The organism is Paenibacillus luteus (assembly GCF_006542765.1).
GTDB classification, from domain to species: domain Bacteria; phylum Bacillota; class Bacilli; order Paenibacillales; family Paenibacillaceae; genus Pristimantibacillus; species Pristimantibacillus luteus.
The window spans coordinates 256,453-279,826 of record NZ_SKCD01000055.1; the positions used below are offsets into that span (position 1 = coordinate 256,453).

The 23,374-nt window shown below is 49.1% G+C and carries 20 protein-coding genes; 14 read left to right on the forward strand and 6 right to left on the reverse strand.

Annotation, left to right across the window (positions count from 1 at the left end; genetic code table 11):
* Positions 1-368 precede the first annotated feature (368 nt).
* The gene (locus tag E0496_RS29625) at positions 369-1,850 is read right to left on the reverse strand and encodes a DHA2 family efflux MFS transporter permease subunit (RefSeq protein ID WP_241675034.1); all 1,482 of its coding nucleotides are present in this window, start codon (positions 1,848-1,850) and stop codon (positions 369-371) included.
* A 281-nt stretch (positions 1,851-2,131) separates the two neighbouring features.
* On the opposite strand from E0496_RS29625, the gene E0496_RS29630 reads away from it, so the two are divergent.
* From E0496_RS29630 to E0496_RS29645, 4 genes are all read left to right on the forward strand, one after another.
* Positions 2,132-3,043: a PLP-dependent cysteine synthase family protein gene (locus E0496_RS29630; protein ID WP_141505501.1), complete on the forward strand. Its 912-nt coding sequence runs from the start codon at positions 2,132-2,134 to the stop codon at positions 3,041-3,043.
* A gap of 13 nt (positions 3,044-3,056) precedes the next feature.
* A complete protein-coding gene (locus E0496_RS29635; protein WP_141505605.1) occupies positions 3,057-4,193 on the forward strand; it encodes a bifunctional cystathionine gamma-lyase/homocysteine desulfhydrase in 1,137 nt (378 codons plus the stop codon).
* 125 nt (positions 4,194-4,318) lie between these two features.
* Positions 4,319-5,446 carry a copper amine oxidase N-terminal domain-containing protein gene (locus E0496_RS29640; RefSeq protein ID WP_161601636.1) on the forward strand — a complete coding sequence of 376 codons (1,128 nt, stop codon included), beginning with the start codon at positions 4,319-4,321 and terminating at the stop codon, positions 5,444-5,446.
* A gap of 232 nt (positions 5,447-5,678) precedes the next feature.
* Positions 5,679-7,256 carry an ATP-binding protein gene (locus tag E0496_RS29645; RefSeq protein WP_241675035.1) on the forward strand — a complete coding sequence of 526 codons (1,578 nt, stop codon included), beginning with the start codon at positions 5,679-5,681 and terminating at the stop codon, positions 7,254-7,256.
* Between the two features lie 110 nt (positions 7,257-7,366).
* On the opposite strand, the gene E0496_RS29650 is transcribed toward E0496_RS29645, so the two are convergent.
* Together E0496_RS29650 and E0496_RS29655 are read right to left on the reverse strand one after the other, a co-directional pair.
* Positions 7,367-8,179 (reverse strand): hypothetical protein, encoded by an 813-nt coding sequence (locus E0496_RS29650; RefSeq protein ID WP_141505506.1) that lies wholly within the window; start codon positions 8,177-8,179, stop codon positions 7,367-7,369.
* 175 nt (positions 8,180-8,354) lie between these two features.
* Positions 8,355-9,152: a helix-turn-helix domain-containing protein gene (locus tag E0496_RS29655; protein WP_141505508.1), complete on the reverse strand. Its 798-nt coding sequence runs from the start codon at positions 9,150-9,152 to the stop codon at positions 8,355-8,357.
* Between the two features lie 140 nt (positions 9,153-9,292).
* Here E0496_RS29655 and E0496_RS29660 point away from each other — a divergent pair, with 140 nt between their 5' ends.
* Positions 9,293-9,742: an SRPBCC family protein gene (locus tag E0496_RS29660; protein WP_141505509.1), complete on the forward strand. Its 450-nt coding sequence runs from the start codon at positions 9,293-9,295 to the stop codon at positions 9,740-9,742.
* Between the two features lie 197 nt (positions 9,743-9,939).
* On the forward strand, positions 9,940-10,713 hold the full coding sequence (locus E0496_RS29665) for a Cof-type HAD-IIB family hydrolase (RefSeq protein ID WP_141505511.1): 774 nt from the start codon (positions 9,940-9,942) through the stop codon (positions 10,711-10,713).
* Positions 10,714-10,802: 89 nt separating this feature from the next.
* Here E0496_RS29665 and E0496_RS29670 read toward each other — a convergent pair whose 3' ends face one another.
* The gene (locus E0496_RS29670; protein WP_241675036.1) at positions 10,803-11,483 is read right to left on the reverse strand and encodes a hypothetical protein; all 681 of its coding nucleotides are present in this window, start codon (positions 11,481-11,483) and stop codon (positions 10,803-10,805) included.
* 169 nt (positions 11,484-11,652) lie between these two features.
* Here E0496_RS29670 and E0496_RS29675 point away from each other — a divergent pair, with 169 nt between their 5' ends.
* The 3 genes from E0496_RS29675 (at position 11,653) to E0496_RS29685 (ending at position 14,146) form a co-directional block, all read left to right on the forward strand.
* Positions 11,653-12,387 (forward strand): ABC transporter ATP-binding protein, encoded by a 735-nt coding sequence (locus tag E0496_RS29675; RefSeq protein WP_141505512.1) that lies wholly within the window; start codon positions 11,653-11,655, stop codon positions 12,385-12,387.
* A 13-nt stretch (positions 12,388-12,400) separates the two neighbouring features.
* The gene (locus tag E0496_RS29680) at positions 12,401-13,678 is read left to right on the forward strand and encodes an ABC transporter permease (RefSeq protein ID WP_141505513.1); all 1,278 of its coding nucleotides are present in this window, start codon (positions 12,401-12,403) and stop codon (positions 13,676-13,678) included.
* An 84-nt stretch (positions 13,679-13,762) separates the two neighbouring features.
* Positions 13,763-14,146 (forward strand): GNAT family N-acetyltransferase, encoded by a 384-nt coding sequence (locus E0496_RS29685; RefSeq protein WP_141505514.1) that lies wholly within the window; start codon positions 13,763-13,765, stop codon positions 14,144-14,146.
* A gap of 162 nt (positions 14,147-14,308) precedes the next feature.
* Here E0496_RS29685 and E0496_RS29690 read toward each other — a convergent pair whose 3' ends face one another.
* Together E0496_RS29690 and E0496_RS29695 are read right to left on the reverse strand one after the other, a co-directional pair.
* Entirely contained in the window at positions 14,309-14,944 is a 636-nt protein-coding gene (locus E0496_RS29690; protein ID WP_141505515.1) for a class F sortase, read from the reverse strand.
* Between the two features lie 63 nt (positions 14,945-15,007).
* Positions 15,008-16,393: a copper amine oxidase gene (locus tag E0496_RS29695; RefSeq protein WP_141505516.1), complete on the reverse strand. Its 1,386-nt coding sequence runs from the start codon at positions 16,391-16,393 to the stop codon at positions 15,008-15,010.
* A 134-nt stretch (positions 16,394-16,527) separates the two neighbouring features.
* Here E0496_RS29695 and E0496_RS29700 point away from each other — a divergent pair, with 134 nt between their 5' ends.
* From E0496_RS29700 to E0496_RS29720, 5 genes are all read left to right on the forward strand, one after another.
* Positions 16,528-17,346, forward strand: a complete 819-nt coding sequence (locus E0496_RS29700; protein WP_141505517.1) for a protein-glutamine gamma-glutamyltransferase — start codon at positions 16,528-16,530, stop codon at positions 17,344-17,346.
* Positions 17,347-17,455: 109 nt separating this feature from the next.
* Complete coding sequence (locus tag E0496_RS29705; RefSeq protein WP_141505518.1) at positions 17,456-18,136, forward strand: response regulator transcription factor; 681 nt, start codon at positions 17,456-17,458, stop codon at positions 18,134-18,136.
* On the forward strand, positions 18,133-19,509 hold the full coding sequence (locus tag E0496_RS29710; protein ID WP_141505519.1) for a sensor histidine kinase: 1,377 nt from the start codon (positions 18,133-18,135) through the stop codon (positions 19,507-19,509). Before E0496_RS29705 ends, E0496_RS29710 begins: the two co-directional genes overlap by 4 nt.
* A 70-nt stretch (positions 19,510-19,579) precedes the next feature.
* Entirely contained in the window at positions 19,580-21,799 is a 2,220-nt protein-coding gene (locus E0496_RS29715; RefSeq protein ID WP_141505520.1) for an MMPL family transporter, read from the forward strand.
* Positions 21,800-22,280: 481 nt separating this feature from the next.
* Entirely contained in the window at positions 22,281-23,267 is a 987-nt protein-coding gene (locus tag E0496_RS29720) for an oxidoreductase (RefSeq protein ID WP_141505521.1), read from the forward strand.
* Positions 23,268-23,374: the final 107 nt, after the last annotated feature.

Genomic DNA, 23,374 nt, shown 5'->3' on the forward strand with positions numbered 1-23,374 from the left:
TCCAAATAGGTAGAATATGGATGGGTTTTGGAGAAGTAGATCTAATTTTTAGATCTAATCTGGCGTAAATAGCCGAAATGGATAAAATAGGTCTAAAAAATAGATCTAATCTACCGTAGCGGGTTCAAATGGGCTGGATATGGCTAGGTTTTGAAGAAATAGATCTAATTTTTACATCTAATCTGGCGTAAATAGCCGAAATGGATGAAATAGGTCTAAAAAATAGATCTAATCATCCTGCGCAGCGACCGAAATGCAGAAATGGTAGTTCAATTTATATAGCTATTGGAATGAAAACAGCCGGACAGGAGAAGGTATCCTGTTCGGCTGTTTGTGTGGCATTGTCGTTGTCATTGTCATTGTCGTTGTCATGATCGGTTCGCCCTAATGGCGTCTGTCGTGGAAGCTTCTACACAGCTAACGCCTTTTGGCTTGCGAAGCAGCAAGGCAAGCGGCAGCGCAGACAGTATAATGATTGCAGAAAATAAGAAAGCATCATTAATGCTTAACGTGTAAGCAGAGGGATAAGCCTCATCACTTTTCCCAAGCTGCTCTTGATGGACCGCCAGCCGGGCATAAAATAGCGACGTAAATAGGCCCAGCGCCATCGCGCTGAATATTTGCCGCAGCCAGTTGATGAGCGCCGAAGCGTGGCCGGAGAGCTCCTTCGGAATGGCCATCATGCCGGCGTTGGTCACAGGCGTCAGGGCTAGGCCGGTTCCCGTATTGCGGATCGCAATAATGATCATAATGGCAAGCAGACTGGTGCTGACCTGCAGCCTACTGAACAAGTATGTCGTGGCAATAAGAATGGAGGTGCCAACGATGGCAAGCACAGCCGGTCCGAATTTATGATAATACCGTCCGGAGAAGAAGGTGGCACAAGTTAAGCATGCAGCTCCCGGCAAAAACAACAGCCCGATATGAAATGAGCTGAGTCCGTGGATTTCCGATAGATACAGTGGTACAAAATAAATGCCTGAGTAGAGAGCAACGGAAAGGATTAGGGAAACAACTAAGCTGATTGTGAACGTGCGATTGCGGAACAAGCGCAGCTGCAGCAATGGCGTCTTCGTTCTGAGCTGATGAATAATGAACCAAACCGAGCTGCCGACCCCGACGATTAAGCACACCCAAAAAGCAGCAGATTTCCAGCCCCAGGCATAGATATTTCCAAATAGAAGCAGCAGCGAAAGGCTGCCTGAAGCTGCAAGCGCAAGCCCGATGCGATCCAGTTTGGTTTCCTTATTTACGGAATTGGATGGGAGAATTCGGCTGCCGATCACGAGCGCTAATATGCCGACAGGCACCGTTACGAGAAAGATCAAATGCCAGTCATAGCCTTGCAGCCAGCCGCTAACCGATGGGGCAAGCGCCGTGCCAAGAATCGTGGAGAACGACCATACACTAACGGCAAGAGGCTGCTTGTCAGCCGGAACGGTTCGGTAGATGAGTGCCAGTGAGACTGGCTGAATTAGCCCGCAGAATACCCCCTGCAAAATTCGAAAGGCGATTAGCGCGTAAATGTTCCAGGAGAAGGCACAAAGCACCGAAGTAACCGTAATGCCAGCTAGGCAAAATAGAAAGACTTGTTTTCCTCCGAAACGATCCCCAGCATAGCCGCTGGCCGGGGCAATGACTCCGCAAGCGAGCGAAAACCCGGTTATAATCCACTGTACCTTTCCTAAATCTGTATGGAAAATGCCGATAAAGCCCGGCAGTGATACATTCAGTGAAACAACATGATACATGCCTACGAATGAACCGAAGAAGAGTGTCGCTAAGGCAGGCCAAAACGATGGTTTGGCAATGAACGGCTTACTAAGCTTTTCGGTTAGTCCTGCTGACAACCGCACACCTCCTGATTTTCACATTCGTTTAGGTTTGGGAATAAGGTATAGATATAAAACCAGTGTAACACATCGGAATAATTGCTTATTATTGAAATATTGTATAAAGCGATAGAACGATTTGTGGTTGAGCTCATTTTGGAGTTGAGAAAAAGCGAAGTATTCGTTCCTTCAGACAGCAACAGGCGCAAGCACAAAGAGGAGCTTCTTCATATAATGCAGGGTATAGACCCATTAAGGGAATGCGTCAAAAGAATCGCATATCGTGGGAGGGACTGCAGATGGCTAGGTTTCAACATGTCCACGAGCTTATTGGCAACACGCCGCTGGTCGAACTAAAAGGTTATGTGCTGCCGAATGGAGTAAAGCTTTATGCAAAGCTAGAATATAAAAATCCGGGAGGCAGTGTCAAAGATCGGCTGGGTGTAGAGCTTCTAAATGATGCGTTCGCCAGCGGTCAACTGCAGCCAGGAGGAATGGTCATTGAAGCAACGGCAGGAAATACGGGAATTGGGCTTGCGCTGGCGGCAATCGGACGAGGGATTTCGACAATATTTGTCGTACCAGAGAAGTTCAGTATAGAGAAGCAGCAGCTTATGCGGGCGCTTGGTGCGCGAATTGTGAATACGCCATCAGAGCTGGGCATCCTTGGCGCCGTGACCAAGGCAGAGGAGCTTGTGCGAGAGATTCCGGGGGCGTATTCGCCAAGACAATTTACCAATCCCGTTAATCCACAAACCTATTATAAAACGCTTGGTCCTGAGCTATGGCAGGATTTGGATGGCCGAATAGACATTTTTGTTGCTGGAGCAGGCTCCGGCGGTACCTTTATGGGTACAGCGATTTATTTGAAGGAGCAGAATGCTCAATTAAAGACCGTCATTGTCGAGCCGGAGGGCTCCATTCTAGGCGGTGGTGCTTCTGGCCCGCATCGGACAGAAGGGATTGGCATCGAGAAGCTGGCTCCGTTCATGGACAGTACGTATTTCGATGCCATTCATACCATTAGTGATGAGGATGCTTTTGCGAGAGTGAAGGAACTGGCCCAACTGGAAGGTATGTTGACTGGCAGCTCCTCAGGCGCTGCGCTCCATGCGGCCTTGCTTGAGGCACAGATAGCTGCGCCGGGCAGCTGTATCGTTACGATTTTTCCAGATGGCAGCGAACGCTATTTGAGCAAACAGATCTATTAGGGAGGCGTTGAAGCTGAGAAGGAAAACAAAGCTCATACATGGGGGAACGCCATTTGATCCGCATACGGGTGCGGTAAGTATTCCGATTTATCAGGTCAGCACCTACAAGCAGGAGGAGATTGGCGTCCATAAGGGGTACGAGTATTCCCGCACCGGAAATCCGACGCGACATGCGCTTGAACAGTACATTGCCGATTTGGAGGAAGGGAGACGGGGATTTGCTTTCAGTTCTGGCATGGCGGCAATCCATGCCGTGTTTTCCTTGCTGAGCACGGGTGATCATATCATTTTGACCGATGATGTTTATGGGGGGACGTACCGCATTGCAACCAAGGTACTAAATCGCCTCGGGATTGAAGCAACATTTGTGGATACGACCAAACAAGAAGAAATTGACAAGGCGCTGCAGCCCCATACGAAAGCGCTGTTTGTGGAAACGCCTACGAACCCGCTGCTTAAAGTAACGGATATCGCCAAAATAGCGGAATGGACGAAGTCAAAGCAGTTGTTGCTAATCGTGGATAATACGTTCAGCACCCCGTATTGGCAGACTCCGCTTGCGCTTGGGGCGGATATCGTGCTGCATTCGGCAACCAAATATATCGGTGGGCATAGCGATGTGGTTGCGGGCTTGGCTGTTGTCAATAACGAGGAGCTGGGCGAGGAGCTGCATTTTGTACAAAATGCAACGGGCGGCGTGCTTGGCCCTCAGGATTCGTGGCTGCTTATGCGGGGCTTGAAGACACTCGGTCTCCGTATGGAGGCTCACGAGGAAAATGCAAGGGCGATTGTCGCTCGCTTGTCAGACCTGCCTACGGTTCATGGCATTCATTATCCGGGACTGCCGAGCCACCCGCAGCATGAACTGGCTAAGCGGCAGGCACGCGGCTTTGGCGGCATCATATCTTTTGATGTCGGCAGTGCAGAGCAAGCGGCCGCGGTCATCCAAAGGCTGCAATATTTTACTTTAGCCGAAAGTCTAGGTGCGGTGGAGAGCCTGATTTCAGTGCCCGCCCGCATGACCCATGCCTCGATTCCTCGTGAGAGACGTCAACAGTTGGGCATTACAGATGGACTCATCCGCATTTCCGTAGGAATAGAGGATGCTGAGGATTTAGTGGAGGATTTGGAGCAAAGCTTGCAGGCTTAATGGAGATAACCAGTAACTTCCTTTGTTAAGAAAGGGTTAATCCACTGGATGGAAGCAACTTATTCTGTCCTTTGTTCGTTAGGAGGATACACGTGGAATTCTAACAACAAAGGATGGTAGATGAAATGGCTTTTAAACAATTATGGAATAGAAATATAGCAATAGCATCAGTAACGGCGGCAGTACTTCTTAGCTCGGTAGCCGCAGGGGGGACGGTTAACGGTGCTTCGGCAAACGCATCCGCACCTCTGCAATTTCAAATCGGCAGCAACAAATCTGTAGATTATCGCGGCGAGCATACACTTGGAGCTGCACCTTATGTGGTTAACGGCATTACAATGGTTCCGGTAAGAGCTTTGGCGGATGGCTTGCAGGCGACGCTCGTGTGGGACGCTAAGACAAAAGGGATTCAATTAAGCCGGGATGGTCTTACGGTTCACTTGACACAGAACAGCGACGCGGTGACTGGCACCTATATCAAAAATGTGAAGCTGCCGGCGAAAACAGCCGTCGTGAAGGGCAGCACGTTCGTTCCAGCTAAGTTCGTGGCACAGCTGCTTGGGGCACAGACGATATGGGATGCGAAGCAGAAAAAAATCGTCATTCAGACGAGCGATGCTGCGCTTACGCTGAACTATTCCTTTGATCAAAGCGAAGAAGGCTGGAGCGGTGCATTCGCCGACCTGCCTGTGGACTATGATCCTTCTATATATAATCTCTTCTACGCGCGAGAGCTGCTTCCAACGGCAAATAACAAAACAAACTACGGCCTTAAGCTGAGCGGAATGAATCGCAGCGACGATTTATTCATGTACGTGACGAAAAAAATAGACGGTTTGGAGCCGAATACGGAGTATCAAGCTTCCTTGTCATTCAAGCTGTACACAGATCAATCGGGCGGCATGATGGGCGTTGGCGGAGCTCCTGGAGAAGCCGTCAGTATTAAAGCGGGCTTTGTGAACAAAGAGCCGAAGGCGATAGAGTCCACGGACGAGGGTCACGTGCATTATCGGATGAATCTCGACAAAGGCAATCAATCTACTGAAGGCAAGGATATGAAGATCGTGGGCAACATGGTACAGCCTGATGATACCCTTACTGGCTTCCAGCCGGTAGCGATGCAGCACGCTGCGACGTTGAAAACGAATGAAAAGGGCGAGCTTTATGTCATTGTTGGCAGCGACTCCGGTTATGAAGGGCTGACCACTCTCTACCTCGATGATATTAAGGTTAAGCTATTGCCGCAGGGCTAAATATACACGTAAAGCGATTCTTTGACGGCTTCCATCCGTTAAGGAATCGCTTTTTCGTTTGCGCTAGAGAATGGCGGGAGTTTTTTAGAAGGAATGGAAAAATAAAATTGCACAATATAAACGAATTTTAATAAAATTGGGAAGGATTGTGAGTGCTATAGCTAGAATATTGGTTAATGTCCAACAATATGGAAGCTAGCCGTCCTGGAAAGGTTAATTGGTAAACAACATGATGAAAAACCATATAATTATTGAATCCCATAAAAAATGCGAACAGCAAGGCCTCAATCCGGATGGGCTCCCTATTTATACCGAACGCTTTTCTTCCGCTGAGCTTGAGGCGCGAAGACTTAAATATAAAGAAATCATTGAAGTTATCGGTTTTTTCGTTGATAAATTTTTATCTTCTGTAGCGGGCGATCCTTTTTTTGTAGCCATCTCAGACGCAAAGGGCTATCTCCTCGAATTTAAAGGCGACAACTCCATTATTAGTCAGGTTAGACAGCTTGGAATTGAAGAGGGCCTTCGCTTCTCTGAGGAAATTGGCACAAACGCTGTTGATTTATGCCTGCGCCATCACCAGCCTGTTCAGCTTATTGGAGATGACCATTTTCATAAGGTATTGCATCAGCTTGCTTGTTATACAGCTCCGTTTCATATGGAAGACTCTGGTCAAGTGCTGGGTACCCTTTCGATTATGACCGCTGCACAGTTCGCCCACCCTCATTTGCTTGCTCTGCTATGCACGATCGTCGATTCTATTGAGCGCGAGCTGCTGCTGCGCAAAAACAACACTCAGCTGCAAATTCTCAATCAGGTTCTAATGGATACCAATTACTATGGAATCGTCATTACGGATGCGCTAGGCACAATTGTAGAGATGAATGATAAAAGCACGGCTATTCTAAAAACCATAGAAGAAAGCGGCAGCTGCTGCCTCGGACGCAGCGTGTTTGAAGTGAATAGGATCGGTCCTTACTTTGAGCAGGTGATTAAGGATAGGGAAACCTGCGTTGGCGTCGAGGTCGCGCTGATGAGCGGCATGGAGCCGCAATATTTTATGCTCGATGTTGTGCCTATTTATAATAACGAGCAGCAGCTAACGAGGGTCGTTGGCAGCTTGCGGGATATTACGGAAATGAAGATCGCTGAGGAATTGCTGCGAAATACGGAAAAGCTTGGATTTGCGGGCCAAATCGCGGTCAGCATCGCTCATGAAATTCGGAATCCGATGACCACGGTAAAAGGCATGCTGCAGATGACGAGCAAAACGACCAATCCTCATTACTATAACCTAATGATGTCTGAGCTTGAACGGATGAATGCGATCGTGGGCGAATTCCTCATTTTAGGAAGGCCCCAAGCGATTCAGTACAAAGAAGAGCAATGCCATCTTATTCTTGAAGAGGTATTGTCTGTGTTTGAACTGCAATTAGAGATGAACGGAATTAAGGTGCACTATGAATGTGGTGATAGAAAGAGCATTAGGTGCGATCGAGACCAAGTAAAGCAAGTGTTCTTGAACATTTTGAAAAACGCGATTGAGGCTTTGCCCTTTGGCGGAGAGATGAATATCTTGCTGGATGCCGTTGACGGGTATCAGCAAATTCGCTTTACCGATAATGGCGTAGGTATGACGGATGAAGTATTACAGCGAATTGGCCAGCCGTTTCACACGACAAGGCGGGACGGAAACGGGCTTGGGATGATGATTGTGGATAAAATCCTGTCCTCGCATAACGGTATGCTGTCGGTTTCGAGCGAATTAGGCATAGGCACGTCGGTGGAGGTCAGGTTTCCATCGCTATAATCCCTTTAAAGCGATCATTTGCGGCGAGCCGCCGCGGAATGATCAATTTTTTTTGTTGAAGGAGGAGGGCGTTTCGTAATCCTAAGCACCCTCCTCCTTTGTTTATTGCTTTATTTGAGCTGCGCATCCACTTTGGCGATAATGGCCGACGTTTGCTGCTCGTAGGTGAGAGTCTTCTGTTTATGCTCATTGATTTGCTTGACGCTTGCCAACATTCTGGCGAGAGAGCTTAACGAAGCAGAGGAATCCATTTTTTTGACGGCTTGATTCAATAGGGATGTCTCGGTCGTAAACTGCTTCTTAATGCTGCTGATCGAGCTTTTGGCAGCTTTGATCTTAACTTTAATCGGATCGATATCGCTGAGCGTGTCCCGCAGCTTTTTTATCGTTTTAGCCGTATTGGCCTTTGCTGTCTTAAGAGCAGCTTCCTTGCTGCGTATATCCAGCTTGGCGATCTGTACGGCTGCTTTGGCCGTTTCTACCTGAGGTTTAAGCGAATTGGCTAACGTTTTGTTCTTGTATGACTTAGCGATGCTAAGCTGCTGGTTTAACGAATCATAAAGAGTGAATAAAGGCTCGTATTTCTTCTTGGCCTGAACCACGGCCGCATCCAGCTTTTGCAGCTTCTCTGCGTCGATTTCTTTGATACGCTTGCGGGTAGCGAGCACGGCCTCCTCATTTTGATAATGAAGCTTGTCGATTTTGGTATCCCATTCGATCGTTTGCTTCTGTACCGCTTGCAGGTCCGCATAATGCGAGGTGAGCTTCGCGGCGGTCGATTTGTCAGCGGCGCCATTCATTTTGTCAAAAGCGGTCTTAGCGGTCGCGCTGAATTCGAAGGATGCTGCTGCAATTACGGCTGGGCTGATAAGCGCGAGAATGAGGGCTAGCCCGATTGCGGTTAACTTTGAACCTAATTTCATCAATAATAAAGCCTCCTTATGTGTACGGCGTTACAACGCAAAAAAAGCACCTGCAAGATAGGCGTCATACGCCATCTCTTACGGGTGCTTCCATCGTAAGCCGTACTTATTTAACTAATTCTACCAATATACAGGATGGCTTGGACAGTCGTCAAGGGCGTATTGACCTAGATGCCTATGGCCGGGCATACTCTTCGGGCGTTTTGCCGATAATGGATTTGAAATCTTTAATAAAGTGGGATTGATCGTAATAACCAAGTTCCATAGCTAATTTAAGCAGATCGGTAGGGCTGCTGTTGTCCATTGCTTCAGCCGCGTTTTGCAGCCGGTAGAGCTTGATGACCCACTTGGGGCTAATGCCGACATATTGGCTGAACAAACGCTGCAGTTTTCTTTTGTTCAAATGGAACTCCCCGCATAGCTGCTCGACCGTGGTAAGCTCGCGGTCCTCTTGGATACGCACAATGATTTGGTTGACCAAAGAGGCCGTCAAATCAACGGGCGGCAGATGCTGCAGCAGCAGCGCTTCGGTTAAAGCGATTCTATCTGTTGTATCGGGTTGGGCCGCAATCTGCTCTATATAAGCGGTACTCGCCATTCCGAATACGCTCTTGAGCGACAAAGCTTGATCCGTAAGGTTGGAGAGCGGCGATTGGATATAAGGGTAGAAGCCGCCGGGCTGGAACTTTACGCCGAAGACCCGTCCTTTGCCTTCGATCTTCTGCGTATACATCCTGCTGGCTACGCCATATATGCCGCTTTTGTTGTGTTCCATAACCAGATTGACGCAGGGATTCGGTACGACATCCTGAAAGTATGGAAGCTCGTCTTCAAGGCTCCATGTGATCACCCAGTAGTGCTTAACAAAAGGGCGCAGCTGCTCCGATGGAGGGTAGCGGTCAAGCTGGAATTTCTTCTCTCCTTTGCGCAGCTGCAAAACGCCCATACTGCTCTTTTTATCCGTTGCTGGCATTTATGAATCCCTCCATCATGGGTTGGTTTGTCGCGTTTTTACAATACCGGCGGCGCCGGGAACGGTATAATACATTTAGTTAGAAGCGCGTTGCTACAGCAATAGCTAGACTATTTGAACGATGAGAAGGAGTGCAAGTCATGGATTTCAAATATGAGTTTTATATCGGTGCGGCACCTGAGAAGGTTTGGGAAGCGCTTGTGCTGCCAGAAGGAACGAAGCAAACGTTTTTTGGCTGTGTCATCAACTCTGCCTTTGAGGTTGGCTCGTCCTATCAATACGTTGGCCCAGGCACGGATGGCGATGAAACGGTTCATATCTATGGTACTATTCTAGCATATGAAGAAAATAAAATATTTACCGTTTTAGAACATCCGGGACCAGCCTACAGGCCAAATCATGCAGAACTGGAATCGAGAATAGCCTTCATGCTTGAGGAGGTTGGAGCCACTACGAAGCTGACAGTGATTAATGACCAATTTACGGAAAACCATCCCTCGCTGGAAACGGTGGACAGTCAGTGGTGGATGATCTTAAATAACCTAAAAACTTACGTTGAAACAGGAAAAAGCCTCGATTTCGGCTGGTAAGCTGGCAGAATTAAAGATTGGCAACGGCTCTAGACTGTTGAGGCATGGAAAGAAATCAAAGGAGCATCGGCCGTCGCTGATGCTTTTTTTCTGCATGCGGGAGCGGCAATGATTTCTTTTCCGGCTTCGTTTCTTTATACTGTATAAAAAAGGACAGGCGTCATACGTCTGCGACCACGGACAGGAGAGAAGTCAGCATGGGCTACAAAATTGTTTTTTTTGACATCGACGGCACGTTAATCAATGAACAAAAGGAAATACCTGCGGACACGATTAAAGCTATTGCGGAGTTAAAGGCAACTGGAGTGGAGCCCGTTATTGCTACGGGTAGAGCCCCATACTTTATTAAGCCGCTCGCTGAGCAACTGGGCATTGAATCCTTTGTATGCTTAAACGGCGGATATGTTGTTTACAAAGGAACGCCGCTGTATAAACGGGAAATCGAGAAGAGCAGGCTGGAGGCGCTAGTCAAAGTCGCTGCAGAGCATAACCACGGGCTTGTATTCGAAGGGGAGCACAACTTCTTTGCAGACAAAGAGGATCATCCTTTTATTATAGAATCGGTTAATTCGCTAAAGGTTGACTTACCGGGCTATAACCCGGAATTTTGGAAAACGGACGAGATCTATCAGGTATTCCTTCACTGCGAGAGCCATGAAGAGCATCTGTATGACGGGCTGCATTCCGAGCTTAAGCTGATTCGCTGGCACCCCCAAGCCATTGATGTCCTTCCTGCGGGAGGCTCTAAAGCACAAGGCATCGAGGCCCTGCTCGATAAGCTGGGCTTGACGCCTGCGGACGCGGTTGCTTTTGGCGATGGCTTGAACGATATGGAAATGCTGGAAACGGTGGGCTTCGGCGTTGCCATGGGCAACTCTAATCCGGCGCTGCTGCCCTATGCCGATTTTGTGACCACGCACGTAGATGAGCAGGGGATACGGAATGGTTTGGTGGAAGCTGGATTGCTGTAAAGAATATCAAGCAACTATCCGCTTGTATACGGGAACAGGAGCTGTCTTTCCAGGGGAGAACCCTAGGAAGACAGCTCCTGTTCGTTTTATTATCGGATGATTAAATCATACTCTGCTTCGTTTATGGTAATAATTGCTTTTAGGGGTCCTGTGTCCGTTTCTACTTCCTTAGGCACCTCAGCTAAAAATACGAGCGTTTCGGTTTTTAAGGGCTCAATAGACGTAATGCTCGTATACGTAAAGTCTGCCCCGCCCTGTTCTTCAATGGTGGAGAAGGTGCGATATTCGTATTTGTCATTGTACTTGATCGTTAGGCTTGCGAAATCGTCTGCGCTTTTCCCGGCTGCGAGCAGGCTCTTCAGCTTAATCGTGACTGCAAGGTAGGTGTTTCCTTCATCCTTCGCCTCGTAGTAGGTATGAAAGTCGCCTGGCTTCGAAGGCTTAATCACTTTGTTGAATTGGGTTTTGACCACGGTGAATTCGGCAAAATCAGCAACCGTTACGGCTTTGTTCAGCTCAGCAATAAGAGGAGCGTCCACAGCTGCCGTTGTCGCAGGCTGATCGCTTGCGCTTGCACTTTCTTCCGGCTCGCTGTCTGTATTTACGGCTCCTTGTCCTTCTTTAAGCTGTTCGTTCTCTTCTTTGAGAGCGGTAATTTCTTTCTTCAACTCTGCAATTTCATTGCTAGAGTCATCTCCGGCAGTGCAGCCTGACAGAAGACTTCCAAGCAGCCCCAATGTAATCATGAATTGTAATGGTTTCTTTCCCATTCCGCACCTCTATTTAGCATATTTTTCCTAATATTATAATCTATTAATTGACCAAATACGACATTTTTTTCAAGTTGAATCCCCGTCATGCTTTAAAATTGGAACGAACTGGAACTCTCATTCGTAGAATTATACCATCAAACTGGAACTGAAAGGCGGCTATTGGCGGATGAATAGAACGATAGAGCATACGAAAAGGCAGGATTCTGTGCTTCGCGTTGCGATAAAGGAAGCTGGCTATGAGGAAAACAAGCCGACAATTCGCCACATATGGCTGGATGTTGCGCCAGGTGAGCTTGTAGGCTTGATTGGTCCGAACGGCGCTGGCAAAAGTACGACGATCAAGACGATTCTGGGCTTGATGGCACATGTTGATGGGGAAGTCGTGCTCGGCGGCAAAAATAAACGCTATGCGTATGTGCCGGAGCAGCCGGTATTCTATGAATATATGACGTTATGGGAGCATTTGCATCTGGCAGCTTCGGCCTTCGAAATCGAAGAAAAGCCATTTTCGGCCAAGGCGGATGAACTGTTGGAGCGCTTCCGATTGTCGGAGGAGAAGCATCATTATCCTTCGCATTTCTCCAAGGGCATGCAGCAGAAGCTGATGCTCATTATTGCGTTTCTGCTGGAACCGGATGTATATATCGTGGACGAGCCCTTTGTCGGGCTAGACCCAAGGGCAACGACCGATTTTCTAAAGCTGCTTGAGGGGGAACGAGAGCGCGGAGCAGGCGTGCTTATGTCGACACACGTTCTGGACACCGCAGAGCGAATTTGTACGGGGTTTGTCCTTATTAATAATGGCTCAGTCGTCGCGCGCGGGTCTATGAACGAGGTAAGAAGCGATGCGGGCTGCGCCGAGAATGCGACATTGTTCGAGTGTTTTCACGCATTGACCTAGGGGGTGGACGGAAGTGATCACACCGCGACGATTATTTTGGATGAGGCTCAGACGCAATCAGAGGGACCAGCTTCGCGCTTGGCTAAGCGTGCTTGACTGGACGGTATGGCTTTACCTGCTCCTGCCCGGCTTGTTTATTGGAGGCGGCCTTTACCGGGAGGTGCTGCTCGATATGCCAGCGTGGGCGATCAAGCTGCCTTGGACCACGCTCTATCCCATTCTATTGCTATTTCTATTATTTATAGGACAAGTTCGAATATTTGTGGAGGAGGCAGACCGGCTGTTTCTGCTTCAGCGGCCGGCGTGGCTGCAAAGCTTGAAGCGCCATGGGATCGCCTACACGCTAGTCATGAAAGCATTCGTCATTGCAATTCCATACTTGCTGCTTCTGCCATTTCTAACGAGGGTAGAGGGGCTGACTTGGACTACATTAGCGTTTGCCTACGCCTTTACGATCGTCATGGGGATGGTTCTGGCCCTCGGCATTCAGTTGTTGAACGGGAAGCTGAAGGGATGGCGCAAGGTGGCGCTTGAAACCGGTAGTCTTCTGCTCTTTGGAGCTTTCTATTTATACCCTATGCTCGCTTGGGCGAATGATACTGGCCTGATGGCAATCTCCCTAGCTGTTGCTGCTAGTGTTATGCTTCTGCTGCTGGTTGTGAGCTTAAAGGCACCAATTCATTTCGAGGCGGAGGTGGAAACGGAAAATAATGTGCGTCTGCGAAGCACGGAGCTGTTGATGAGCCAGGTCATTGAATCGAAACCGCTCGTCCGTGTGAAACGGCCTTATTTATTCAGGAGCTCGCAGCGCCTATTCCGCAAGCCGGATGCCGGAACCATTTTGGCGGAAATGAGGCTTAAAGCTTTCCTAAGGGGCATGACGCATATTCGGGTATGGCTTGGCTTTATGTCAGCCGCCACCTATGCCGTGTCGCTTGTTCCCGGGCCGATAGCGTTATTTCTTGTTGCCGCTCTAACGGCAATTGGCATGTCATGGCTGCATATGCAATGGAGGCAATGGTTTGCGGAAGCGTTTATTACACAATTTCCCTGGTCCAAGGCTGCTGCGAGAAGAGGAGCGGTTCTCTCCCGGTTCTGGCTTCTGCTGCCGCTAATGCTGATTTGGTCTGTGATCGCAGGCTACAAGCTTGCCGGTGCGGTTGGCGCTATTGTCGCCGCATTATTATGTGCCGCGATCTGGATCGGGCTTAGCCTCTTTGACCAGCGTAAGCTAGAGACGGACGTGAATGTAACGGAGAGCCAAGGGCAACCTTTCCGAAAAGGTTCATGATCTGCTTATTGGGGTAAGAAAGAATAGACCCGCAGCTTGACCGGAAGAGGGTTCATCACTATTTTCCAGGAGGTGCAAGCAGGCATGAGTACGGACAAGGACTTATATGGAACAGTAGATGAAGAGATTTTGGCACAGAAGCAAGGAAACAGCTATATTTTGACGACAACGAAAGGTACGATTGGTGAAATTACGTATACGATGGTGGATGTGGATACATGGGCGATCGACCATACGTATGTGGATGGAGAATATCGGGGTCGAAATTTGGCTAAGCAGCTGCTGGATTTTGTGGTTGAGGAAGCAAGGGAAAAGGGGAGAAAGATTATCCCTTCCTGTTCCTATGCCTTAGCGCAATTCAAGCGGCATCCCTCTTATGCGGACGTATGGGAGAAAACCAACACAGAGTACTCAGATCCGTATAGCTCAAGCGGAGCAGGTACGGCGGGTGGGAATATTCGAAAATAGCATGGAGAGCAAAGAAGAGAGCCGTGGACTCGTCATCCGCAGCTCTCTTCTTTGCTTGAATAAACAAAGGATAGTATAACGATTCGATGCCATTCGCAGAGGGGGCATACGGCAAAAAAGAGCCGAAACGGGGTTCAGCTCCTAGCTGCAATCGGCATCTATTTATTTTTGAAGCTCTGTATACACAACTAAACGTTCCTCATGTGTCTTCGCTTCCTTATTGAATTCTCCTGTACATGTAATTAAATTCAAATGGCTCTGATAGGAAAAACCAAAAATATCTTCTAAGGGTGCATCTTTACGAGGATAACTCGCTGTGCCCGTGACGATAAAAGTGCGGGTGACACCATCTTTGTCCTTTAAAACAACCTCGTCCCCAGCCTTTAACCGGTCCAGCTTATAGAAGACAGCAGGTCCTGTCAGACTGTCTACATGTCCAGCCATGACGGCGTTGCCTCGTGCTCCAGGCTTAGTGCCGGGCTCAAACCAGCCAACTCCGTCTATATTTTGAGGGACGCCCATTTGTCCATTCTCCATGGTGCCTACCTCTTCAATTGTCGCATCCACGCCTATAGCAGGAATATAAATGGAGACGGGCACGATGCCAAGATCCTCTTCCATTAACTGGTCAGGCGCCTGAAGGGCAGACGTTGTAGGAGTGGGTGAGGGAGAAGAGGCTGCGGTTTGAGTATGATTTGCTGCAGGGGAGACCTCTCTGGAACATGAGATTAGTGTGAGAGCCATGGCAACCATGCCTACCATGGCTAGGAAGAACCGTATTTTCTTTCTATTCATCATACGTGCACACACCTCCGGTACTTTCGATAGGAAAAGAGGAGGGAAGCTCCCTCCTCTTCAGCATTATGATTTGGAAGCGTTCCGGCGTGCGATAAAGAACGGGATGAGCACGGCCATTGCCATAATAAGAAGGGATATCATCAGAATATCCGATGTTGAGGATTTTTGATGGCTCATGCCTCCCATGCCGGTTTGTGGCATTTCCGTGGGCATTTTTCCGGCAAATTGGTCAGGGAATTGGTCCACAATGGCGCTTGTCACGCCGAGTCCGACTTCATACATATGCGCATAAGCTTCGCGAACGGTCGGATATGTCATGGAATAATCCATTTCAGTATAACTATTAAAAGCTTTCAATAGCTCATCAACATGCATTTTCAGGCCAGCTTCCATGTCTGCAGCCTTCAAGCGCCCTTCCGTTGCTGTATCGAGGAAAGCTGCTTGCTCGGCACGGTACTTATCTAGGTCTGCAATCGCTTTGGCTTTGGCAGCGTCGTCCTTGGCGCCAGTTGCTTTCACATAATCAACAAAGTAACCGATATGCGAACTCCAAATTTTCTTGAAGGCTTCTCCGCCTTCTTTGCCGTATACCGATGCAATGGCTGCGGAAAGCTCATCGGTGTTTTCATTTAGAGCAGCAGCAGAAGCATTAAAGTCCTTAGCGCCGTCAATGCCTTTCTGCATTGCAAGTATGGCTAGTGCGGCATGCTCGGAGAACAAATGATTTAAGCTTGCACGGAGCTCGGCGGCTGGGGTATCTACCGTTTTGCTGTCGAATTGGTCAGGGAATTGATCGGTAATGGCCCATGACAATCCTTTGCCTACACCATACATATGATGAATGGACTCTCTAAGGCTGTCGTATGTCTTATCGAAATCACCGGCAACATAATTGTCGAAAGCCCAGACAAGTTGATTGATATGAACTTTCAAGCCTTCCTCCAGTTCCTTTGCTTTTAATCGACCTCCAGTGGCTGTATCCAGAAAAGCAGCTTGCTTCACGCGATAATCGTCCAGATCAGCCAGCGCTTTCTTCTTCGCTGCATCATCCTTGGCGCCAGTCGCCTTCACATAGTCCACAAAGTACCCAATATGGCTGGTCCAAATTTCTTTAAAAGCCGCGCCGCCATCTTCTCCATAGACGGAAGCTACTGCTTTGCTCAAATCATCGGCGTTTTGGAGCAAAGCTCCCGCGGCAGCATCAAAATCCCCTTTTCCGTCAATGCCCTTCTGCATGGCTATTACCGCTAAGTAAGCATGTTCGGATAACAAAGAGTCTAGAGCAGCCCGCAAATCTACCGCTTTGTTGGATGTTTCAGCAGCACCGGCTGTCATCGTTGTCATTGTGCCTCCTCCGTGCGAATGATCGCTTGCGCTTGCAAGTCCGGCTGTTGGAAGAAGTAGAGCGAGGCTAAGAGGCACGGCAACGAAATATTTTTTCATTTTCATGATTGAACACTCCCTTTAATTTCTTTTCTTGTTAAGTAGCACGACTGCTTTGCTTCCTTGGATCACTCCTCACAAAAAAAGTTTTCGTACGTACAATAACCTATAGAAAATCGATGACATGGAGGAGAACGACAGTGATACTTGTTTCGGGCACGAATACCTTTGAGCTAAATCCGCTAACGCTGTCAGAATTGGAAAGAAGAATACTGCAGGCGAAGCAGAAAAGTCAGGTCGTCTACCGCTACCCCTCTGTCGAGGCATTGGAGTTTGAGATGAAGATGCGCACGCATATTGTTGAAGCGGCCAAAGCGCTTTATGCGGGTGGAGCCAACTTTGCAACCTTTGCGGGATCGAAATGCAATGAGGAGTATTGGATCAGGACGGAAAACGGCGGGTTCCAGCTAAGAGGCGGCGTATTGCCTTCGGTAGGGATTAACGATATTTTTGAAAATGGGCATTTGTATGGCTTTGAATGCGCGGGTGCCATCATCATTATTTTGTATAAAGCAGTGCTTGATACGGTAGGCGAAGCGGTGTTCAATGCGTATTTTCAAAATCTGTTTCTAAGGGATTGGCAGTATGACCGCGATTTAAGCCTAATTACGACCTATGATAAAAACGAAGCCTACCCAGGGGATGTCCTCTATTTCAAAAATCCTGAGCATGATCCGGAAACGCCGGAGTGGCAGGGAGAGAATGTGGTTATGCTGGATGACAACCTATATTTTGGCCATGGCATCGGCATTGAGTCAGGACAGGATATTATTGCCGCGCTCAACCGGATGAGGACGCCAGGAAGCACGATTTCGGCTTATTTACAGGATTTGGTCGTTCATCCTGACTTTGAATATTTGCGCAGCTTATCGGTTCGGAATAGTGTGGAAGAAGTAAATCGGACGAATGAGTTCTATGGTATTGCGGCAAAAGTAGGGGAAGGTACCTTTCTTTTCTAATAAGTATTATGATAAAAAGTAACATAAGCAAAGAAGCATCTGTATCGTAAGCGTCGCGGCTTGCTGTACCGGTGTTTCTTTTATTCCGAAACGAGACTGGAGCAGGTTAATGAGAATGCATGTACTGATTGTTGATGATGATCCTGCTATTCGGGAACTGCTGCGCTTCGTGCTGCGGAAGGAAGGGTATGTGGTGCTGGAAGCGGGCGATGGACAGGCTGCCTCCCGGCTGCTGGAGCAGGACCAGGTTCATTTGGCTGTTGTCGACCTTATGATGCCGCGCAAGGATGGTTTCGAGCTTTGCGAGGAAATCAGACGGCATTATGATATTCCGGTTATCATGCTGACGGCGAGAGCGGAGATGGCGGACAAAGAAAAAGGTTTCGATGCAGGTACTGACGATTATATGGTAAAGCCCTTTGAGCCCAAGGAACTTTTATTCCGTATCAAAGCACTGCTTCGCCGGTATCGGCTCGTTTCCTCCGAGGTTATTCGTCTAGGGAGCATTACCATTGACCGTCGAGGTTATGAAATTAAGGCAGGAGATGACGTGCTTACGCTGCCGCTGCGGGAATTTGAGCTGTTGTCACAACTCGCAAGCCATCCCGGGCGCATTTATACGCGGGAGCAATTGATTCAACTGATTTGGAGCGCGGATTTTAAAGGAGACAGCCGCACGGTTGATGTCCATGTCAAAAGGCTGCGCGAGCGCTTTGCCGACTATCAGCATGATTTTACGATTACGACGATTCGGGGATTGGGCTATAAGCTGGAGGTGCATGAGGCATGAAGTCCTTATATGTCCGCATTGTCTTCACGTTTGTTATGGTCGCGTTGGTTAGCGGCGTTGTTGGCTTGCTCTTGACCGGCCTCTATTATCAAGACAAGCAGCAGTCCGGCAACGAGCAGAAAATGCTTGGCATCGCGCAAAATATTAAACAGCAGTATGAGCAAAATCCGGCAATGGATTTGAGCGGCTATTTAACGCATGTGGCGGCGTTAGGTTTTCAAATTTATTTGGTCGGTGCCGATCAGGCAGGACAAGCTTATGGCTCTCCGTTTAAGCACGGGAAGCTGACTGAGCAGCAGATTCAGTCGGTGCTGAATGGAAATGCTTATCTCGGAATGGAGGAGCAGAAGGAGCGGCTGGCGCTTTTCTCTTATTTCAAAAATAGCGTGCTGAATACAGCAGGGCTGCCGCTTCAGACAGATAAAGGTACGGCAGCGCTGTTTATCAGGCCTGATCTCCAGCAGCAGATCGGTGAGATTCGAATTATTGCGGCAATCTTAATTGGTTTTACCTTCATCATTAGCCTGCTGCTTATTGTCGTGCTGTCGCGGCTGATCGTCAAGCCGGTGAACCAACTGACGAGCGCGACTAAGCAAATGGTCGCCGGTGACTTTAATGCGGGGCTAGAGCTCTCCCGAAAGGATGAGATTGGCGAGCTGGCGCGTAATTTTTCCGTGATGACGCAAGCGATTAAGCAGCTTGACCAGATGCGGCAAGAATTTGTCGCCAATGTCTCCCATGAGTTTCAGACGCCGCTGACCTCCATGCAGGGCCTGGCGCGGGCTGCTCTGGATAAGGAGACGACAGCGGAGCAGAAAGAAAACTACTTGACCATTATTGAGAAGGAAAGCAAGCGGCTCTCCGGCCTAAGCAAGCAGCTTCTGACGCTGGCGGCGCTGGATAAGGAGCAGAAGCCGCTGCGTAAATCCTCCTATCGTCTTGATGAGCAAATCCGCGAAATATTAATTACGCTCGAATGGCAATGGACGGAGAAAGAGCTGCAATTGGAGCTGGATCTTCCGGATACGGTTATTCATGCGGATCAGCAGCTGCTTCATGAGGTGTGGTTGAATCTCCTGGCCAACAGCATTAAATTTTCGGATTCGGGCCAAACCATCCGTATAACCATTACCGGCGGGCAAACGATTGTGCTTGAAATTCGTGATGAGGGCATAGGCATTCCGGAAGCGGACCTCCCGTTTATTTTTGACCGTTTCTATAAGTCGAGCAAAACGCGTGATCTTTCTTCGGCGGGAAGCGGGCTCGGCCTCTCCATCGTGCACAAGCTCGTTTCTTTGCATCAAGGCAGCATTAAAGTAGAGAGCCGCCCGGAAGCGGGCACGTCGGTTATGGTGCAGCTGCCGAGATTGTAATGTTCCGTTCATCGTTCGTTCATGTTCCTGCTCAATAATGCAGGGGAAGGATAGAACAGGAGGTTCAAACATGAACGTGAAACCATTGCAAAAGGTGATTCAATATGTAAGCAGTCCCAGAGGGGCGAAAATAACCCTGTTATGCTGGGTACTGCTCGCGATTGCGTTAACGATAGCAGCTCCCGGAGCAAAGGAGCGTGCAGTAAGCGCAGGGGAGGGCAGCGCCAGCGGGAATAACGCAGCGGCGCAGGCGCAGCGCTTGCTGGAGGAGCAGTTTCCCGCAGTGGAAGGGCTGCCGGCGCTGCTCGTCTTCCACCACGAGCAAGGAATGACAGAGGAACAGCTGAGAGAAATTTCGGCGTTCAGCGCATGGTTGTCCTCGGATTCTAAGCCAGCGGAAATCGATAAAGCGATGCCGTTCCATCAGATGCCTATGCCAGCGCAGCAGCAGCTGTTGTCGGAGGATCACACAACATTGCTTCTAGCTGTAACGGTGAATGAGCATGCGGAGTCGGATCAGATCCTGACTGCGATGGATGAGATTAGGGAGAAATGGGAGCAATCCGGCGCAGCCGATGTGCGGCTTGAGCTGACTGGCCCGGCAGCCATATCCGCTGATACGCTTACGCTATTCCGAAATGCGGATGTCGTGCTTATGCTGGCGACGGTCGTGTTGATTCTCGTGCTGCTCGTCGCCATTTATCGATCACCGCTGCTTGCCATTATTCCTTTAGCGGCGGCAGGACTCGTTTACTCCGTAGTTGACCGGCTAATCGGGCTTGCGGGCAAAGCGGGCTTGTTCCTCATTGATAAACAATCCCTATCGATTATGATGATTTTGCTGTTCGCGGTCATTACCGATTATTGCTTGTTCGTATTCTCACGCTACCGTGAAGAGCTGCTGAGAATGGACAACAAACATCAGGCTATGGCATCGGCGATGAAGCATGTTGCTGAGCCAATTCTGTTCAGCGGCGGAACGGTGCTGCTTGCCATGCTGGCGTTGTTTGCGGCAACGTTCCAGCCGTACCGTGGCTTCGCGCCGGTATTCTCGGCAGCGGTGGCCGTTATATTGCTGGCGGGTCTTACGCTTGTGCCAGCGGTGTTCGCGCTATTGGGACGCAAGGCATTTTGGCCGTTTGTGCCTAAGCTTCAGCGGCAGCCGCAGCTCTCGCAAACGAGTGGTGGGCGTCAGCGATTATGGACAAAAATTGGCGCATTTGTTACAGAGAAGCCGAGGCGTGTGGCTGGTATTCTTCTCACTCTATTGGTGCTGGCAGCAGTTAATAGTTTGGGCATCAGCTTCTCTTTTAACCTCATGAATTCTTTTCCCGAAAAGCTGGCCTCCCGCCAAGGATTCGAGCTGCTGGAGAAGCACTATCCGCCCGGCGAGCTCGCTCCTGTAACGATGATACTGAGCAGTGCAAATGACATTGATGCAGATCCTGCGTTTACGGATAAGCTTAGCGCTTTAACGGAGCAAATGATGAAGGAAGGCGAGGTTGCTTCGGTTAGCCCGGAATTGACGGAGGGGAAGGAATGGTCGATTGAGGCATTGTCTAAAGATAAGCATTCCGTGAAGCTGCAACTGGTTTTGAAAATGAATCCGTACGATTCGGAAGCCTTAGATACGGTTGAAGGATGGAAGAAGGAGAGTGCTGCTTGGCTGAAGGACAGCGGCTTTGATCCTGCGCTCCATTCCTTGCAGTTTGCAGGACAAACGGCTGCCCAAGTGGATGTACGAGAGATGAACAAACAGGATACGCTCGTTGTATTCGCGTTAATAGCCTTGCTGATTGCGATCATGCTTGCTTGGCAAACCGGCAGCATCAAGCTGGCGATGTTCATGATGGCTACGATCCTCCTATCCTATGCGGCTGCGCTGGGATTAAGCTGGGGGGTGTTCCACAGCTTGCTGGGCTACGAAACGATCAGCTATCGGCTTCCTATGTATGGTTTTGTCTTTATGGTAGCCTTGGGCGTGGACTACAATATTATGCTCGTCTCTCGGGTGCAGGAGGAAGCGGCAAGTCATCCTTGGCGAGAGGCAATACGCCGTGCGGTGGCATCAACGGGCGGCGTTATCTCATCGGCAGGCATTATTCTGGCAGCCACCTTTGCCGTACTGATGACCCAGCCGCTTCAGGAGCTGTTTCTATTTGGCTTTATGATGGCTGTAGGCATCCTGATGGACACTTTCCTCGTTCGCGGCATGCTGCTTCCTGCTTTGATGAGTTTGTTTATGAACGGGAACAAATCCTTTGAATTAACTTCAACAAGAAATATTTAAGTTTAAAAGGCGAACACTTCATTTCTCCAGAACAATCTTCTCGCTTCGCTTTCACTTCAAATATGTAATTCAGCTTAAATAGGCTGTCTGTAAATAGGCTGTCTGTGTAGCAACAAATACACACAATCGAAAGCTCCCTCCTCTTGCTTCAAACAAGATGAGGGAGTTTTTGATGACGCGCAGGCAATGCTGGAGCGGAATAAGGCCTACTTGCCGCAGTTTTTTGTAGAAGTTGGTGCAGCTGAACAAAGAATGGCGTCCTGGAGCTGAATAGGCTGCTGGGGCGTCTTTTGCATGATTAGGGCAGCCAAGATGTTTAGAATGGCTCTTTTTTTGCACCCAAAGGCCAAGTCGCATTCCGAAAGCAGAACTGGTAATGTAGATAGAGAGGGCGCAAGCTGATGGAATCTTACGCGGAGCAACCTCTGCTCGTTATGCTGCTTTTCAACTTTAGCCTTTGTAAAGGCATGGAGGTCTTTGGATGTCAATGTTTAAAGCGCTGGTGCTTAATCAAATAGATAATAAAATCATTGCAGAAACCAGGCTACTAGAGAGGAGTGATTTGCCTGCGGGCGATCTGCTCATTCGGGTAGCGTATTCGAGCGTGAATTATAAAGATGCGTTGGCATTCAAGGTGAACGGCGGCGTTGTAAAGAGCTATCCATTCGTGCCCGGCATTGATTTGGCCGGAACGGTTATCTCGAGTGAGAACGAGCGGTTCCGGGCTGGCGATGAGGTCATAATAACCGGTTATGGGCTTGGCGTCAGCCATTTTGGCGGCTATAGCGAATATGCGCGAGTACCAGCGGAGTGGGCGGTTAGGCTGCCGAGTGGTCTTTCCTTGAAGGAAGCGATGATTATGGGGACGGCGGGCTTCACGGCGGCGCTGTCGGTTTATGAGCTTCAGCAAAATGGGGTTCGCCCCGAGGATGGCGAGATACTGGTAACGGGAGCGACCGGTGGCGTCGGGAGTGTTGCGGCTGCGATTGCAGCCAAGCTTGGCTATGAAGTGGTTGCCAGTACAGGGAAGCTCGATAAGCATGATTACTTGAAAGCGCTTGGTGTGAAACGGATAATTTCTCGAGAAGAGCTTGCGACCGGATCAAAGCGAGCGCTGGACAAGCAGCTTTGGGCTGGAGCCATCGACTGTGTCGGCGGTGAAGCCTTGTCTATGCTTCTGCCGCAGATGAAGTACGGTGGGGTTGTTGCTGCGAGCGGCTTAACTGGGGGTTCGGAGCTCTCCATGACAGTTTTCCCTTTTATTATTAGAGGAGTTCGTCTTATTGGCATTGATTCGGTTATGGCAAGCATGGAAAATCGTATTCGGGTATGGGAGAGATTGGCGGGTGCGTATAAGCCAGTGAATCTTGATGAGTTGTGCGAGGAAATTTCGCTGAATCAGGTAAGTGAACGGGTGGCAATGTTATTAAAAGGGCAATCGAGCGGTCGAGCAATTGTGAAGCTGTAGGGAAGGGGAGGCAGATCATAGATTTTCAGCAACGAATAAGGTTGATCCCTTTTCTATAGAGGGTTCAGCCTTATTCATCCTTGTGGGAGCTGGAGATGGAGGTCAGG

Excerpts from the sequence above, each read along its gene's own strand:
- E0496_RS29715 (WP_141505520.1), top strand. The coding sequence starts at position 19,580 with ATGAACGTGAAACCATTGCAAAAGGTGATTCAATATGTAAGCAGTCCC.
- E0496_RS29645 (WP_241675035.1), top strand. The coding sequence starts at position 5,679 with ATGAAAAACCATATAATTATTGAATCCCATAAAAAATGCGAACAGCAA.
- E0496_RS29670 (WP_241675036.1), bottom strand. The coding sequence starts at position 11,483 with ATGGGAAAGAAACCATTACAATTCATGATTACATTGGGGCTGCTTGGA.
- E0496_RS29690 (WP_141505515.1), bottom strand. The coding sequence starts at position 14,944 with ATGATGAATAGAAAGAAAATACGGTTCTTCCTAGCCATGGTAGGCATG.
- E0496_RS29710 (WP_141505519.1), top strand. The coding sequence starts at position 18,133 with ATGAAGTCCTTATATGTCCGCATTGTCTTCACGTTTGTTATGGTCGCG.
- E0496_RS29675 (WP_141505512.1), top strand. The coding sequence starts at position 11,653 with ATGAATAGAACGATAGAGCATACGAAAAGGCAGGATTCTGTGCTTCGC.
- E0496_RS29705 (WP_141505518.1), top strand. The coding sequence starts at position 17,456 with ATGAGAATGCATGTACTGATTGTTGATGATGATCCTGCTATTCGGGAA.
- E0496_RS29640 (WP_161601636.1), top strand. The coding sequence starts at position 4,319 with ATGGCTTTTAAACAATTATGGAATAGAAATATAGCAATAGCATCAGTA.
- E0496_RS29660 (WP_141505509.1), top strand. The coding sequence starts at position 9,293 with ATGGATTTCAAATATGAGTTTTATATCGGTGCGGCACCTGAGAAGGTT.
- E0496_RS29695 (WP_141505516.1), bottom strand. The coding sequence starts at position 16,393 with ATGAAAATGAAAAAATATTTCGTTGCCGTGCCTCTTAGCCTCGCTCTA.
- E0496_RS29685 (WP_141505514.1), top strand. The coding sequence starts at position 13,763 with ATGAGTACGGACAAGGACTTATATGGAACAGTAGATGAAGAGATTTTG.
- E0496_RS29630 (WP_141505501.1), top strand. The coding sequence starts at position 2,132 with ATGGCTAGGTTTCAACATGTCCACGAGCTTATTGGCAACACGCCGCTG.
- E0496_RS29720 (WP_141505521.1), top strand. The coding sequence starts at position 22,281 with ATGTCAATGTTTAAAGCGCTGGTGCTTAATCAAATAGATAATAAAATC.
- E0496_RS29655 (WP_141505508.1), bottom strand. The coding sequence starts at position 9,152 with ATGCCAGCAACGGATAAAAAGAGCAGTATGGGCGTTTTGCAGCTGCGC.
- E0496_RS29665 (WP_141505511.1), top strand. The coding sequence starts at position 9,940 with ATGGGCTACAAAATTGTTTTTTTTGACATCGACGGCACGTTAATCAAT.
- E0496_RS29650 (WP_141505506.1), bottom strand. The coding sequence starts at position 8,179 with ATGAAATTAGGTTCAAAGTTAACCGCAATCGGGCTAGCCCTCATTCTC.